8 protein-coding genes are annotated in these 15,070 nt (G+C 72.0%); 5 read left to right on the top strand and 3 right to left on the bottom strand.

Going from position 1 to position 15,070, the window contains the following annotated elements:
* Positions 1-87: 87 nt before the first annotated feature.
* Together ACZ4TO_RS00290 and ACZ4TO_RS00285 are read left to right on the top strand one after the other, a co-directional pair.
* On the top strand, positions 88-876 hold the full coding sequence (locus ACZ4TO_RS00290; RefSeq protein ID WP_468022937.1) for an MBL fold metallo-hydrolase: 789 nt from the start codon (positions 88-90) through the stop codon (positions 874-876).
* Between the two features lie 326 nt (positions 877-1,202).
* On the top strand, positions 1,203-1,409 hold the full coding sequence (locus ACZ4TO_RS00285) for a hypothetical protein (RefSeq protein ID WP_382784747.1): 207 nt from the start codon (positions 1,203-1,205) through the stop codon (positions 1,407-1,409).
* A gap of 276 nt (positions 1,410-1,685) precedes the next feature.
* Here the strand turns inward: ACZ4TO_RS00285 and ACZ4TO_RS00280 are convergent, their stop codons facing one another.
* Positions 1,686-2,456: a polysaccharide deacetylase family protein gene (locus tag ACZ4TO_RS00280; protein ID WP_382785905.1), complete on the bottom strand. Its 771-nt coding sequence runs from the start codon at positions 2,454-2,456 to the stop codon at positions 1,686-1,688.
* A gap of 208 nt (positions 2,457-2,664) precedes the next feature.
* Between ACZ4TO_RS00280 and ACZ4TO_RS00275 the strand changes: the two genes are divergently transcribed.
* Positions 2,665-3,099: a VOC family protein gene (locus tag ACZ4TO_RS00275; RefSeq protein WP_382784749.1), complete on the top strand. Its 435-nt coding sequence runs from the start codon at positions 2,665-2,667 to the stop codon at positions 3,097-3,099.
* A gap of 293 nt (positions 3,100-3,392) precedes the next feature.
* On the top strand, positions 3,393-6,116 hold the full coding sequence (locus tag ACZ4TO_RS00270) for a glycoside hydrolase family 5 protein (protein ID WP_468022936.1): 2,724 nt from the start codon (positions 3,393-3,395) through the stop codon (positions 6,114-6,116).
* 33 nt (positions 6,117-6,149) lie between these two features.
* Here ACZ4TO_RS00270 and sigJ read toward each other — a convergent pair whose 3' ends face one another.
* Positions 6,150-7,097, bottom strand: coding sequence for an RNA polymerase sigma factor SigJ (gene sigJ / locus ACZ4TO_RS00265; RefSeq protein WP_468022935.1), 948 nt, complete (start codon positions 7,095-7,097; stop codon positions 6,150-6,152).
* A 164-nt stretch (positions 7,098-7,261) separates the two neighbouring features.
* Here sigJ and ACZ4TO_RS00260 point away from each other — a divergent pair, with 164 nt between their 5' ends.
* Complete coding sequence (locus tag ACZ4TO_RS00260; RefSeq protein WP_382784758.1) at positions 7,262-7,981, top strand: LUD domain-containing protein; 720 nt, start codon at positions 7,262-7,264, stop codon at positions 7,979-7,981.
* Positions 7,982-8,022: 41 nt separating this feature from the next.
* On the opposite strand, the gene ACZ4TO_RS00255 is transcribed toward ACZ4TO_RS00260, so the two are convergent.
* Positions 8,023-14,997, bottom strand: a complete 6,975-nt coding sequence (locus ACZ4TO_RS00255; protein WP_468023759.1) for a glycoside hydrolase domain-containing protein — start codon at positions 14,995-14,997, stop codon at positions 8,023-8,025.
* Positions 14,998-15,070: the final 73 nt, after the last annotated feature.

The raw sequence follows: 15,070 nt of genomic DNA, 5'->3' as shown, positions 1-15,070 counted from the left end.
CTCGGTGAGGGGTGCAAACCGCTAGCGGAAGGGGTCGCCGTGCTTCAGCGGGTCGCGGAGGGTGTGCTGGTTCACGAGAGTGAGTTCATGCGGACCAACGCCGTCGTCGTGCAGGGCCGCGCCGGTGTGCTGCTCATCGACGCCGGGGTGCAGGAACACGAAATGGTCTGCCTCGCGAACGACCTGGCCGAGGCGGGACAGACCGTCGTGGCGGGGTTTTCCACGCATCCCCATTGGGACCACCTCCTCTGGCACGCCGGCCTCGGCTCGGCGCCCCGCTACGGCACGGCGCGCTGCGCGGCCACGGTCCGGGAGCGGCTGTCGGCCGAGGGCGCGATGGCCCGCGTGGCCACGATGATCCCGCCGGACATCGTCGAGCAGGTACCCCTGGACCTGCTCGGCCACATTTCCGGGCTGCCCGAAGGGACCGCGCGGATTCCCTGGGACGGCCCTCCCGTCCGGATCGTCGAACACGACGCGCACGCCCCCGGCCATGCGGCACTGCTCATCGAGGACCGTGGCGTTCTCGTCGCCGGCGACATGCTCTCCGACGTGCTCATCCCGATGCTCGACCTGACCGACACCGCGGACCCGATCGGGAGCTACCTCGCCGCCCTGAGCCTGCTCGAGGACGTGGCGGACGACGTCGATGCGGTCGTCCCCGGCCACGGGTCCGTCGGCCGCGCCGACGAGGTCCGGGCGCGGATCGCCCAGGACCGCGCCTACGTACACGCCGTGCGCGACGCCCGGGCCCCCGACGACCCCCGGCTCGGCCCGTCCACCTACGGCAAGGACTGGCTGCCCGACGTGCACGAACGACAGTTCCGGCACCTCACGCGGAGAAGCGGGCCGGACGGGACTCCCGGCCGGCCGTGAGACCGCAGCTTGAGCCCCTGTGCGAACGCGTCGCCGCCACCGTGGCGATTCGGGGCCTACGTCGGGTCCTGCCGCGTCGGTGTGGCCAGCCGCACATTCGGCGCGGTATGGGGAGGACAGCGGAGGCTGAAAGGCCGCCTTTTCGCGGGCTGTTGGGTTCCCTGGGGGACCGCAGCAGCAGCCCCGTTCCGGGTCCGTCGAGGGCCGGGAGGCGTGCGGTGGGGGCGCCGGGGTCCGGCGCTGGAACGGAGGTGGCCGTGAGGCCCGTACACTCGGCAACCGCCTCCGTGTCCGGCGCGAGGCCCGACAGGAAGGACGCGTTGTCCGTGTTCCAGGAAGCCCCGATCTACCGCCAGCTCGTCGCCGAGCGCGGTGATGTTCCCGCGCAGGTCCGAGGTGAGGCCGAGCAGATTCGCAGGGACCTGCAGCGGGTGATGCCGCCTCTCGAGACTTCCGCCCCCGTCGCGGCCGAGGGCTCCTGGCCCGCCGCTCCCGTCGGCCTGGCCCTTCCGCCCGGGACACAGCAGCGCTGATCCGCCTACAGGGCGGGCCCGCCCTGACGCGTCTTGACCGCCCGGAAGCCGTCGGCTTCCGGGCGGCGCTGGTGACAGGGGGCCGGCCGTAGCACGTCCTGGGGGACGGTCCGCAGCACCTTCGGCGTGACGGTCAGCCGCGTTCCGCGCGACGGTCCGGCGTGTGTGCCGTCTGCCGTCAGCCGCCCGTCACCGGGCCGTCCAGGCTTCTGGGGCCGGCCCCGCCGGAAACGCGCGCCTGGGACGAGTGCCTGGAGTGCGACGTCGAGCCGGCGCTCAGCGCACCGGGAAGCCGAACGTGTGACCCTGCTCCTTCAGCCGGGGCAGGATCCGGCGCAGCGCCTCGACCGTCTGGGAGCGGTCGCCGCCCGCGTCGTGGAAGAGGAGCGTCGGCCCGTTGGGCAGCTCCCGCTCGACCGTGGCGACGACCGCGTCCGTGCCCGGCCGCTCGAAGTCCTTCGAGTCCACGTTCCAGCCCAGCGGTCGCATGCCCCGCGAAGCCGCCAGCTTGCGGCTGTAGGGGGTGAAGGCACCGCCCGGCGCGCGGTAGTACATCGGCCGCACGCCCCCGGACGCCTTGGTGATCATGCGTTCGGCGTCGAGTATCTGCTCAGACTGGTACGCCTGCGACTTGGTGTCCATGGTGGTGTCGTGCGACACCGAGTGGTCGCACAGCCGGTGGCCGGCGGCGACCACCTTCTTCACGAGGTCGGGGTGCGCCTGCGCCTGGGTCCCCACCATGCAGAAGGTGGCCTTCACCCCGTACTCGCGCAGGACGTCGAGTACTTGAGGAGTCCATACGGGGTCGGGGCCGTCGTCGATGGTGATGTTGACGCCGCTCGCCCCCTTGTCCGAGGCGTGCGCGATCGTCACCGCCACCGGCTTGACGGCGGACTGCTGTGCCGACGCGGCCGGGCGGGGCGACGCGTCGTTCACGGCACCGGCCTGCGCGGTCCACACCGACGCACCGGCGGCCAGCACCGTCACCCCAAGTGCCGCCGCGGCCACCTTGCCGTACCAGCCCCGCTTGCTGACGTGCCGTGCCATGTCCGCCCCGCTCTCCCGCAGTTCCTCGGTCGCCCACCGACCACCTGGCAGGACGAGCGCCGGCCGCCGGGGGATGCGTCTGTTACCGATCACGGACAATTCCGGGAGGAAACGCGGACACGGCGTCGCGAGAACGGCCCGACGCCATGCCAACAGGGCCGTTCCTGCGGACAGTTCGGCCGTCGTACCGCCCTGTTACGGTGGGCCGATGTCATCCGTGAAGCAGTTCCAGGTCACTTTCGACTGTGAGCGCCCCGAGCGCGTCGCCCGCTTCTGGTGCGAGGTGCTGGGGTACGTCGTGCCGTCACCTCCGGAGGGGTTCGCCACGTGGGAGGACTACGAGGCCTCGCGGCCCCCTGAGGACCGGGGCTCGTGGTTCGCGTGCGTCGACCCCTCGGGTGTCGGCCCGAGGCTCTACTTCCAGCGCGTTCCCGAAGGCAGGGTCGTCAAGAACCGGGTGCACCTCGACGTGCGGGCCGGCACCGGCCTCGTGGGCGACGAGCGTCTGGCCGTCCTGAAGGCCGAATGCGAGCGACTGATCGCGCTCGGCGCGACCCATGTGCAGACGCTGATCGCCGACGACGAGAACGAGTCCTGCATCGCGATGCAGGACATCGAAGGCAACGAGTTCTGTCTCGACTGAACAACGGTATGGGATCGAAGCCCGCGTCGATGGCGCGGGCTTCGTGCCGTTCGTACGGGGGGCGCGCCCTCGCGGCGGGACCTCGGCTCCCAGGGAGGGGCCGGCGCCGGATCCGGTGACTCCCAGGCCGGGCGCGGGAGTTCGGATCCGAGCCCGTGTGCCGCCGGCACGCACGCGTCGAGCGGTTCTGCTCCGGCGCCCGGTCCACGGCCGGTCCGAGCCTCGTGGACCCGAAGAAATTCCTGATCACAGGCCTTCCGCGCGACCTCGGGGCTGCCTTATCTTCTCCATCCATGCCCCTTGCCGATGATCAGCGCGGCGGCCGTCTGCTCGCCGGCGTCGCATCCCTCACCACCGTGGTGGTTCTCGCGGTTCTCTGTGCCGTCCTCGGCCAAGCCGACGGGACCGGACTGTTCGCTCCGGAGAACTGGCCGGACGCGGGTTTCGTACCCGGCGGTGCCACGAGCCCTGCCTGGGCCACCGTGGTGTTCCTGCCCCTGCTGATCGTCGGCAGCGCGGTGGCCGTTCACCGTCTGGTGCGCGCCGCGGCTCCCGAGGCGAGGGCACGATGGGTCTTCGGCGGGGTGTGGTCGAGTCTGGTCCTGGTCGCGTTCCTGGCGAAGCTGGCCTACAGCGTGCTGCTGCTGGCGATCGCCGGACCGGGCGGGCTCCACATCTTCCCGACGGCCGGGGCGCTGCTCGCGGAGTGCGGTCTGACCGGCGCGAAGTACGCCGTGTTCGGGCCGCTGGTCGCGGGCCTGACGGCGGCGTCGTACCGGATCGGTGTGTGGCGGCTCCACCGCGAGGCCGCCCAACTCGCCAAGGCCTCCAAGGCCGACGACGCCTCCAAGGCCGTCTCCCGGACCGACGATGCCTCCCCGGCGGGCGAGGGCGCCGAGGGTGACACAGCCGGTGAGGGCGGCGAAGGCCCCGGGAGTGGCAAGGCCGTTGAGGTCGGCGCCGGGGCCGGCGAGCGCGGCAAGCGCACCGAGCGTCCCGCAGGGGCGTCGCGTGCCGGTCTCGACCCGGTCGCCGGGTTCGCCTGGCTGCCCGCCGGTGCCGCCGTGGCGCTCCAGTCGGGGACCGGTGTGTTCGCCTGGGCCGCCGGACCGATACCCGGCGGCTTCGTGACGGCCACGCTTCTCAGCGGCGTCGCGGCGGTCCTGGCCGGCATCGGGCTCTGGCGCCGAGTGGTGTCGCCCGGCCTGACCCGGGCCCGTACCGGCGTGACGCTGTGGTCGCTCGCCACCACCCTCGTCGCGGCGGGCGTGCTCGGCAGCGTCCCGCTGTGGGTTCTCGACGGATGCCTGAACGGATTCGGCGGGGCACTCTTCCCGGTCGCGTCCGGCCTCGTACGCGTCGCGGGGGGCGTGACCGCGGGCGTGTGCGCCGGCGTCGTGTGCGTGCCCTGGGTCGCGGAACTGGCCTGGCGGCGCAGGACGGAGCCCTCGGCCGGCGGCGCCCTCGCCCTGGTCGTCCGATGGGCGCCACCCGTCGCCGTGGCCGCCGTGTTCGCGCTCGCCGCCGGCACCCTCGTACCGGGACCGGCCGTGGCCGCCGTCGGCACGCAGACGCAGGCCGCCGGCCGCGACCGGGACGGGCTGCTGCCGCTGACCGTGCTGCGCGAGGACGGGCAGTCCCCGGTGATCGGCGACAGCGAGGGGCGGCAGGTGCTGCTCCGCGGTGTGAACGTCAATCAGCTCATCGACTACGGACAGCCCGACCCGGCCAAGCCCACGGTGTGGCCGCTGAAGGACTCCGACTACGCCCAGATGGAACGGTACGGATTCGACGTCCAGCGCCTCGCCCTGTCCTGGTCGGCCCTGGAGCCGAAGCGGGGCGTCTTCGACGAGGCGTATCTGGCGCGGATCCGCACCGCGGTCGACCAGGCCGCCGCCCACGGCATCCACACCGTCCTCGACATGCACCAGGACACCTTCTCGAAGTACGTCAGCGCGGCTCCGGGAACGCGGTGCCGCGCCAACGCCTCACCGGAGTTCGGCAACGACGGCGCCCCGAAGTGGGCGACCCGCACCGACGGCGCCAAGGCCTGCGGTTTCCTCGGACGCGACCTCTCGCCCAATGTGCAGCAGGCGTTCACCAACCTCTACGACGACACCGACGGCATCGGCACCGAGTTCGCCCGCATGTGGGGCCACCTCGCCAAGACCTTCGCGGACGATCCCGCGGTCGCCGGCTACGACCTCCTGAACGAGCCCGGCCCCGGCAACGCGCCCGGCGTGACCTCCTCGATCCTGCTCGGCCGTCTCTACCAGCAGGCGATCACCTCGATCCGCGCCGCGGAGTCGAAGGTGGCCGGCGGCTTCCACCACCTGGTGTTCTTCGAGCCCTCGATCCTGTGGTCGGGACTCGGCTTCGACACCACCCCGCCGGCCGGGTTCGCCGACGACCCGCTGCTCGTCTTCTCGCCCCACCTGTACAGCGAGTCGATCACCATGGACCAGGGCCTGGGCGTCACCCTGACCTCGATCGAGCAGGGCTACACCGCCGCCGAGCGCACCGCGCGGGCGTACGGGACACCGCTGTGGTCGGGGGAGTGGGGCTGGTTCGGTGAACCCGACGACTTCCGCTCCCGGTTCGACCGTTTCCTGGACCGGCAGAACGCCGACGCGCTGGGCTCGGCGATCTGGGTGTGGAAGAAGGCCTGCGGCGATCCGCAGAACGACCCCGAGGCCAGCACCTCCGGCGGCGGTGTCGTGCTGTACACCTGCCCCGACGGCAAGCCGCTGGCGAGCCCGGCCTTCGAGACCACGGCGCTCTCCCAGGCCTACCCGCGCAGCGCTCCCGGCCGCCTGGGCTCCCTGCGGTCCTCCCGCACCGAGCGGGACCTGAGGCTGTCCGGCTCCGGGACGGGCACGCTGGACGTGTGGGTCCCCGGACCGGGCCGCCCCGAGGCCAAGGGCAGAGGCCTCTCCGGCATGCGGACCACGGAACGGCCCGGCGGCTGGCGCCTCACCGCGCACACCTCCGGCCGCTACACGCTCCAGGTGTCGTAGGAGCGGCGCGGGCCGACGCGGGACCGGACGCGCTCAACCGGTGGTCCAGGGACGCAGCTTCTCGGGGTTGCGCATGACCCAGATGTGCGTGATCCGGTCGCCGACGACCTCGAACGCGAGCACCGTCACGATGACGCCGTCCTGCTGGGCCACCAGGCCCGGCTGACCGTTGACCGTGCGCTCCAGGAGCGTCATGCCGTCCGGCCTCCGCTCGGCGAGCCCGGCCCAGGCGTGGGCGATCCGCTCGCCGCCCTCGATCGGGCGCAGGAAGCTCTGGGCGAGACCGCCGCCGTCGGCGATCGCCGTGGCGTCGGGGTCGAGCAGTCCGATGAGGGCGTCGATGTCCTTGGCCTCCCAGGCCTCCTTGAAGGCACTGACGACACCGGTGCTCCGGTTCGCCTGGGTGGCCGGGGCCGCGGCCGGGCGCGCGGCCCGGAGGCGGCGGCGGGCCGAGGAGGCGAGCTGACGGCAGGCCGCCGGCGTACGGCCGACGATCTCGGCCACCTCGGCGAACGAGTGGCAGAAGACGTCGTGCAGGACGAACGCGACCCGCTCGGCCGGGGTCATCGATTCGAGCACGACCAGGAACGCCAGACCGACCGACTCGTCCAAGGTGACCCGGTCGGCCGGGTCGACGACGGCACCGCCCGGCCGCCCGCTGATCCACTCCGTGCGCCCGGGCAGCGGTTCGGGGATCCATTCACCCACGTACGTCTCCCGCCGCGCCCGTGCCGAGCCGAGCACGTTGAGACAGACCCGACTGGCGACGGTCGTCAGCCACGCTCCGGGGGACTCGATGGCGTCCTGCTCCTGCCGGGACATGGCGTACCAGCGCGTGTACGTCTCCTGGACGGCGTCCTCGGCCTCGGTCAGGGAGCCCAGCAGCCGGTAGGCGAGATTGATCAGGTGCCGCCGCTCGCTCACGATCGCGTCCAGGCCCGGATCGGGCCGGCCCTGCCCGGGCTCGGATCGGGTGGTCATGGTGTCGACAACTCCCTCGGTCGCATCCGCTGTCACCCCTTCGACAAGACAGCGCACCGGAATGTGAGGCCGGAGCCGCACCTCACATTTCGCGGGCCTGTCCTGTCGAAGGGATGAGACCGACACACGACCCATCATTCAGCGACTGGAAGGCCGGAGACATCATGACCGCCTCGACATCAGGTTCCACGCAGACCCCGGACACCCCGGCGACCGCGCAGACCCCGGAGACACCTGCGGGCCAGGAGACCGCGGAGACGCGTGCGACCGCCGCGCCTTCGTTCACCGACCCCGTCGACGACCAGCGACTGGAGCGGGTGGCCGCCGCTCTGAAGGAGAAGAACTTCGACGTCGAGATCCTCGACGACGCCACCGCGGCGCGGGCCCGCGTCAAGGACCTGATCCCCGAGGGCGCCGCGGTGTTCACCGTGGCCAGCGAGACCCTCCGTCTGTCCGGCATCGACGAGGACATCAACGACAGCGGTCGGTACGACTCCGTCAAGGCGCGCGGAACGGCCATGGACCGCGCGACCCAGATGGCCGAGATCTGGCGGATGCTCGCCTGCCCCGACGTCGTGGTGGGCAGTGTCGCCGCGGTCACCGAGACCGGCTCCCTGGTGGCCGCGTCGGCCAGCGGAAGCCAACTGCCCGCCTACGCGGGCTCCGCGCCCCGCGTGATCCTGGTGGTCGGAGCGCAGAAGGTGGTGCCCGACCTGGAGACCGCGCTGCGCCGCGTCGACGAGTACTGCGTCCCGCTGGAGGACGAGCGCGCCCGGAAGGTCTACGGCGTGCCGAGCGCGCTCAATCGCCTGCTCGTCCTCAACGCGGAACCCCACCCGGGGCGCGCCACCGTCCTGCTGCTCCGCGAGGCCATCGGATTCTGAACCGCCGTGAGCCGACCGCCCGATGGTCAGTCGGCACGTCGTCACGTCCTTCCCGCCGGCCTCGCGACGCCGAGGCGCTCGGCCCACTCTCTCCCCGGCGACCAGAGGCGCGTGCCGCCGGAGGGGTCTGTTCCGCTGTCGCCGGGGAGCCACGGGCCGGCCCCTACGTCGTCCCGGTCGCCGCCGTTCCCGCCGGCGACGACCGGCCGGTCGTCGCGGTCGGTGAGCCGGAACCCGACCGTGTAGGTGCGGCTGACCGAACCGTTGGCCGAGGTCACCTTGATGGTGCGGTTGACGAACCGGGAGCCGGCCGACGAGAGGACCGGCCCGCCGTCGGTGACCCGCACCCGTGCGCCGGACCTGGCCGGTACGGCGGAGACGGCCGGGATCCTCTTGTTCTTCGGCCAGTCGACGACGTACGTGGACCCCTCCGGATCGAAGCCGTCGATGGGGACGCCGCCCACCCTGATCGAGTCCGCGTCGGCGACACTCGCCTTGGTGGCGTCGGCGAAGTCGGTCACCGTGACCGAACCGTCCGCGCCCACGACGACGTGTGCCGACATGGCGGCCGCCAGGTTGATCCGCTGCCAGCTCGCTCCGCCGTCCGCGGTGAGGTCGAGCGGGTACCCGGAGTCCGTCGCGGTCTGCTCCAGGACCTGGACGCGCTGCTCGGTGGTCAGGTCCGGGAAGGCAGTGGTCAGCAGGGCCGCCGCGTCGGCCGGTGTCCTGAGCGTCTGACCGGGCTTCGCCACCTGGGAAAAGCCGTAGGTGAGGCGCCGGGTGTACAGGGCGACGTCCTGCGTCGTGCTCAGACCGGCGTACGGGTCGCCCGCGCAGGCCGCGAGCGTGTCGCCGTACCCCTCCTGCGCACACCGTGCGAGCAGCACGTTCTCGATCTCGGTGTGGGCCTCCAGCAGCAGCTTGCGGAAGTCGGGGTCGGCCCAGCGGTGTGCCACGGTGGCCTGTCCGGTGATGCGGCCGCCCATGACGTCCAGGGGGTAGTGGAACCCGAGGACGACGCGGTTGTCCCCGTACTCCGAGGTGCGGGCGAGGATCGACGGCGCCAGTTCCGGCAGGAGCGTGGCGAGCACGGTCCCGGCCTCGTAGCCGCCGTAGGTGTGGCCGCTCGGGTACGAGCCGCTGGTGGCGAGGCTGTTGTACGAGCCGTCCTGCGACTCGTAGACGGCACCCCCGGTACCGACGAACCCGAGCCGAACGTAAGGGCGTTGGTAGCCGTAGCGGTTCTTCGCCGCGTCGACCCCGTCGAGGCCCTTCGTGACGCGGGAGAACAGCGCGCTGGTCTTGGGCAGCCGTCCGCCGCTCAGGGCGTCGCCGTAGATCCGGCCGAGCCGGGAGCCGAGGCCGTCGGCCATCGTGACGGTGGCGCTGTGGGTCGCGTCCACCTCGGCGCGGTCCACCTCCGCCTGGGTGGCCGCGTTGTTGACGGCCACGGCGATCCTGTCGTTCTCCGCGGTCGGTGAAGTGCCGTTCGGGACGCTGGTGTTGGCGGCGCGGACGCCGGTGCCCAGGTCGTCGAACCCGTTGAGCAGGTTGTCGAAGTAGTCGCTTCCGTCGCCAGTGGTCGGCCAACTGTCGGATGTGTAGGTCGCGTTCAGCGTGTCGTCCGGGAAAGGGGACGGCTCGTACGCCGGGTCGGAGGCGTCCGCCGTGTCCGCCGCCGTCTTGGAGGCGGGCGCGACGGTGTCGGCGGAGGTTCCGGCCAGGGTGACCGCGGTGACGGTCGCCGTGTGTGTCTTCGCCTTGCCTGCGGCCGTGAGAAGGGTGGTCTCCGTCATGGTGGGGACGTGCGCGGTGGTTCCGTCGTCGAGGACCACGGTGTACCCGACGACCGGGAATCCGCCGTCGCCGGCCGGACGCCAGCTCACGCGGACCCGCTTGCCGTCGGTGACCACGCTGCTCACGGTCGGCCTCTGCGGCTTGCCGCCCCCGGTCACCACGGGGGCGGTGGCCGGGCTCGGGCGCGAGGTGCCGACGGCGTTCACCGCCCGGACCCGGGCCGTGTACGACCTGCCGACCCGCAGCCGGGTGAACGTGGTGCGCCGGCCGGCCGGGTCGTGGATCTCGACCTGGTGACCGTCGTCGAGGGTGACCTTGTAACCGGTGACCGGTGAGCCTCCGGTGTCCCCGGGGGCGGACCAGGCCACGGTCACGCTCGTGCCGGACGAGGTCGCCGACACGGCCGCGGGCACGGCGGGCACCGCCTTCGGCCTGGTGGTGAGCGCGTCCCGGGCGTGGTCGAGCGCGGCGTACCGTGCCGTGAGGGTCTCGTCGGAGGCCGCCGCGTCCGCGACCGTGGTCCGGGCCGCGGCGAGCGCCTCGGAGAACGCCGTCCACGACGCGTCCGTGTAGCGCGCGTCGTCGAGGGCCGACGCGGTCGCGACCAGTTCCTCCAGCCTCAGCCTCGGGAGCGGGACGAGTTGCCTGGCCGCGAGGGTGAGACCACGGGTCCGGGTGTCGACCTCCAGCTGGGTCACGGCGTCGGCGTCGACGAGGGCGCGCGCCGCGGCTAGTTCGCGCTGGTAGACACCGAAGTCGATCGTGTCGTGGCGCTCCGGCTCGGTGGAGAGGCCGGCGTACTGGTCGATGGCCTTCCGCAGCGCGGACTTGTCCGTGACGGCGGGCGTCCCGACATGGGTGAAGGTGATCCGACCCAGGTTCGCGACGTACGGGTGCGAGGCGTCCGGGGTGGTCACCAGACGCAGATGGACGGCGTGCGGGCCGGTGACCGCCTTCGGCAGGGTCAGGCTTGTCGTCCCTCCCGATGACCAGGCGGCACCCGTGACCGGCAGGGGGACGGTCGCGTACGGCGTCCCGGGGGCGGCCGGGTCGAAGGAGTCCAGGTAGAGCTGGACGGCCGAACCGGTGCCGCAGCGGGCGGAGTTGTTGACGTAGGTGATCGTGACGGTGTTCTTCGGGGAACCGCCGAAGTCGAGGTCGCCGTAGTCGAGCCAGGCTCCGGCGTAGGTGCCGCCGAGGTCGGTGGTGGATCCCGCGCCGGTCCAGCCGACCGGCTCGCTCTTGAGCCCGCCGCCGCTGTTGGAGCGGAACGCGGTGGCGTCGAACACCAAGGGCGCGTCGGCCTCCTGAGTGAGCGTCAGTGAGTAGACGTTGGCGACGTAGGGCTGTGAGGCATTCTGAGTGCTGGAGACGAAATCGGCGTAGACGTCCTGGACGCCCCTGAAGACGCCCGGATCGAGCCGTACGGTCGTGGTGGCGACGGTTCCCCAGCCCGATCCGCTGTAGTCGAGCGGGATGTCGACGCTCTTCGGGCCGTCCTTCGAACCGAGGTGCAACTCGATGCGCGAGTCCGACGCCGCGCGCGACTGCGGCTTGTCGTAGCGGACGGTGACGGTGTCGGCGCCGTCGCGGAGGTCGGTGTCCTTCCACTCGGCCCACGCGCCGTTCGTCGTGTTCTCGAAGACGCCGTTCGCGAGGTTGAGCGGGAGCGAACCGCCGCCGGTCGTGGTGCTGTTGGGCGCCGTCAGCGTGGCGAGCGTGGTCGCGGAGGACGAGGAGGCCTCGTACGGGGAGAACTGGTACCGGTCGAAGTTCGACACCCACTGCTGTCCGGACGGCGCGTGGAAGACGAACGTGACGCTCGACGCGCCCAGCAGGGCGTCCGGGTCGGTGACGGCCGCCCGCACCGTGCTGTAGTACTGCCAGCCGCCGGTACCGGGGAGCGGGACGCTCGCGACGACGGGGCCGTCGGCGGCACCGGCGTGGACGTCGACGCTGCTCGGTTTCGCCGTCGTGGCCTGCGCGTTGGCGTAGCGGACCGAGACGCTGCGCGGCGCGATTCCGCCGAAGTCCAGCGCGGTGAACCGCTCCCAGGCGCCCTCGGTGACGCCGCCGAGGTCGCCGTCCGAGTAGTACGCCTCGCTCACGAGGCTGGGGCCCTCCTTCTGGTCGGGGGCCTCGGCCTGCAGGACGGCGTAGCCGCCCTCGTCGATGGTGAGCGCGTCGGCGGCGGACCGCAGCGCGTCGTCCGCGGCCATGACCGTGCCCGTCGCGGAGGCGCTGTCCCCGAGGACTGTCCGCGCCCGCTCCAGCGCGGCCCGGAAAACGGTCCACGAGCCGTCGGAGTAGTTGCCGGCGCGCACGAGCGAGGCCTGGTCCACGAGCGTGCCGAGCGCCTTGCGATGCACCGCGGCGGCGGAGAGGCGGAGCGGGTCGGTGGGCGATGTGCCGGTGCCGCGCACCGTCGAGGCCGGCACGCCGTGGGCGAAGGCCGCGTCCTGGAACGTGATGCCGATGCGGGCGTCGGCCCGTGTGCTGCCGCTCAGTGACAGTGTCGCCGTACGCGAGCCGTCGACGCGGAGATCCGCCGTGACCCCGCCCGGCAGGCCCGTCACGGTCGCCGCGCCCGTCCTGGTCAGGCTGGTGCCCTTGCGGGCGGCGAACTCGGCGGGGCCGGACAGGGTGAGCCTGACGCCGCCCTCGACGGTGCCGTCGGCCCGTGTCTCCACGGTGCCGGGGGCGGCGGAGACGACGGTGTCGCCCCGGCCCGCTCCCGTGCCGCCGCCACCCGTGTCACCCGCGTCGGTGTCCAGGGAGTAGGCGGGCCTCGTCTTCGCGCCCCATGTGGAGGGCTTGGAGCCCATGGTGAACTCCAGGGTTCCGCCCGAGACGATCTGCGAGTAGTCGAGCCAAGTGTTCCCGAAACGGGCGCCGTTGAGGGTCGCGCTCTGCACGTAGTAGGCGTCGGGCGACACCCCGTCGGCCTTCACCGTGAACCGGGCGCCGTTCGCGTAGTGGATCGTCGTGGAGTCGAAGAACGGACTGCCGATCTGGAACTGGCTGGAACCGGCGGTCACCGGGAAGAGGCCCAGGGCGGCGCCGACGAACATGGTCGACATGGTGCCGGCGTCGTTGTCCATGGTCGGCAGGAAGCCCTTGGGGGAGAGCTTGTAGACCTGAGTCCTGACCGGCGGCCGGAACTCGCCGCCGGAGCTGGGGGCTTCGTTCGAGGAACCCGTCGCGATGTAGCGGTTCCAGGTCGTCCCGGTGTAGATCGCGCGCACCCATTTCTGCGTCAGGCTCGGCTCGCCGACGTAGTTGAAGAGGTACGGGGCCTGCAGGTCGATCTCGTTCGCGTTGGAGTGCAGCATGGCCGAGCCGTCGTCGGCGCCGGAGTCCTCGCCGAACATGTGCTCCACGGCGGCCCTGCCCGCCTTCGCGCCGCCCATGGCCTTGATGAGACCGCCCATGTCGTAGGCGTCGTACCAGTGGTACTGCCAGAGCGTTCCCTGGTAGAGCCCGGCCGCCTCGAACTTCTCGTGGTCGGCGCTCTGCCAGTCGCCGTTCGCGGCGCGCGGGGTGAGCAGACCGACTCCGGTGCCGTCGGCCGCGGTCCAGGCGCCGGGCCGCACGAGGTTGTCGATCGCCATGGTGGCCTGCGTACGCAGTTTCGCCGCGTCGGTCTTCCTGCCGAGCGCGTCCGCGATGACGGAGAGCGCCCACTGGTCGTAGCCGCGCTGGACGGTCGTGCCCGGATCCCCGGTGACGTAACCCTGGCGCAGTTGCGCCCCCGTGTAGTACCCGGCGTACGACATCAGCGCGGGATAGGCCTCGTCCAGCCGGTCGAAGTCCTTGTACCCCTTGGACAGCGCGTCGGCGACGAGCACGGCCGAGCGCTCCCAGCGCACGGTGGGGACGGAGTGGGTGAGGCTGCCGAGGCTCTTGCCGGCGGTGTGCGCGTCCGCGAAGAGTTCGACGAGCGACTGCACCATGTCCCGGTAGGTGGACGGATCGATGTACGCCTCGACCGAGTACTTGCGGAAGTCGTCCCAGGTGGACCAACCGTCGTAGTACGTGAAGCCGTTCGTCTTGTGCACCGCTCCGTCCACACCGCGATACGTCCCGCTGGTGCTCGTCGCGTTCACCGGCAGTGCGTACATGCGGTACAGGTGCGTGTAGAACTCCTTGGTCAGCGTCGACCCGGGATCGGACTGCGCGGAGGCCTGTACGTCGACGGCGCCGAGCGCACGGTTCCAGTCCGCGCGCGTCCGCTCGCGCGCCTGGTCGAAGGTGAGGTCGCCCACCTCGTCGAGCTGGTCGGTGGCGGCCTGTTCGGCGCTGATCGGCGACAGGGTGACGCGCAGTTCGATGTCCTTCCCCGCGGCGGGGTCGAACGCGAGGACGGCGCCGGTGTCCTTGCCGTCCCGCGCGGTGGCGTCGCTCAGCCCGCCGTCGTCGCCCCAGCTCTTGAGCGAGGTCACGGGGACGTTCGTCGTGGCGTTGTAGTAGAGCTGGTACGACGCGCCGTTGAACGACCCCGCGATGAGCCCGCCGATCGACGTGGTCCCGTCCGGGAGCGTCGTCGCCTTCAGGGTCGAGCGGGTGCGGCTGGTGAAGTTGTTCGCCAGGTCGAGGACGAGTTCCGGGGCCGATCCGGCGGGGAAGTCGAACCGCTCCAGCGCCGTGCGCGTCGTCGCGGTCACCTCGGCCTTGACCGTGCCGGAGTCCTGCGTCACCGACGAGGCGGTCCCGGAAACGGCTCCGAGCCCCACCCGGTACGAGCCGGGCGTCGCGCTCTCGTCGTCGTGGCTGTAGGTGTGCGCGTACGTGCCGGGGGAGGGGCGCTTGTCGTACCGGACGGACGTCGGGACGACGAGCAGGTCGCCCCCGCCTCCCGAGCCGCCGACGCCGTCGAGGTCCGTGGCCGTGAAGCCGGCTATGTGGTCCTCGTCGTAGTCGTATCCGGAGTGGTTCCGGCCCGGCGTGGTCATCGGGTTGACCTTGGCCAGACCGTGTGGGGCCTGGGCTCCCGGCAGATCGTTGCCGTCGTCGCCCGCGGTCGACACGAAGGGGTCGACGAGCCGCGTGTAGTCGGTGCCGCCGGACGTGCCGCCGGAGGCCGTGGACGTGACGGCGAGGGGCACCGCGACGGCCGTACCACCGACGGACGCGGCGAGGACGAGCGCCCCGGTGAGCAGGGCGGCCGCTGCCGCGCGCAGTGGCAGACGGCCGCTGCGGGCGGTCCCCGGAAGGAGCACGCGGGGCACGGGGGGACGGGATCTGTTGGGCACGTGACCTCTCCAGCGTCGCTCATACGCACGCACGGTCGGG

This window comes from Streptomyces sp. NPDC028298, from assembly GCF_055565895.1.
This window is presented reverse-complemented; position numbering and strand designations above follow the sequence as displayed.

What these genes read in the sequence shown, in the direction of transcription:
- ACZ4TO_RS00290 (WP_468022937.1), top strand. Translation starts at nt 88, where the DNA reads ATGCGGACCAACGCCGTCGTCGTGCAGGGCCGCGCCGGTGTGCTGCTC.
- ACZ4TO_RS00280 (WP_382785905.1), bottom strand. Translation starts at nt 2,456, where the DNA reads ATGGCACGGCACGTCAGCAAGCGGGGCTGGTACGGCAAGGTGGCCGCG.
- ACZ4TO_RS00275 (WP_382784749.1), top strand. Translation starts at nt 2,665, where the DNA reads ATGTCATCCGTGAAGCAGTTCCAGGTCACTTTCGACTGTGAGCGCCCC.
- ACZ4TO_RS00270 (WP_468022936.1), top strand. Translation starts at nt 3,393, where the DNA reads ATGCCCCTTGCCGATGATCAGCGCGGCGGCCGTCTGCTCGCCGGCGTC.
- sigJ (WP_468022935.1), bottom strand. Translation starts at nt 7,097, where the DNA reads ATGACCACCCGATCCGAGCCCGGGCAGGGCCGGCCCGATCCGGGCCTG.
- ACZ4TO_RS00260 (WP_382784758.1), top strand. Translation starts at nt 7,262, where the DNA reads ATGACCGCCTCGACATCAGGTTCCACGCAGACCCCGGACACCCCGGCG.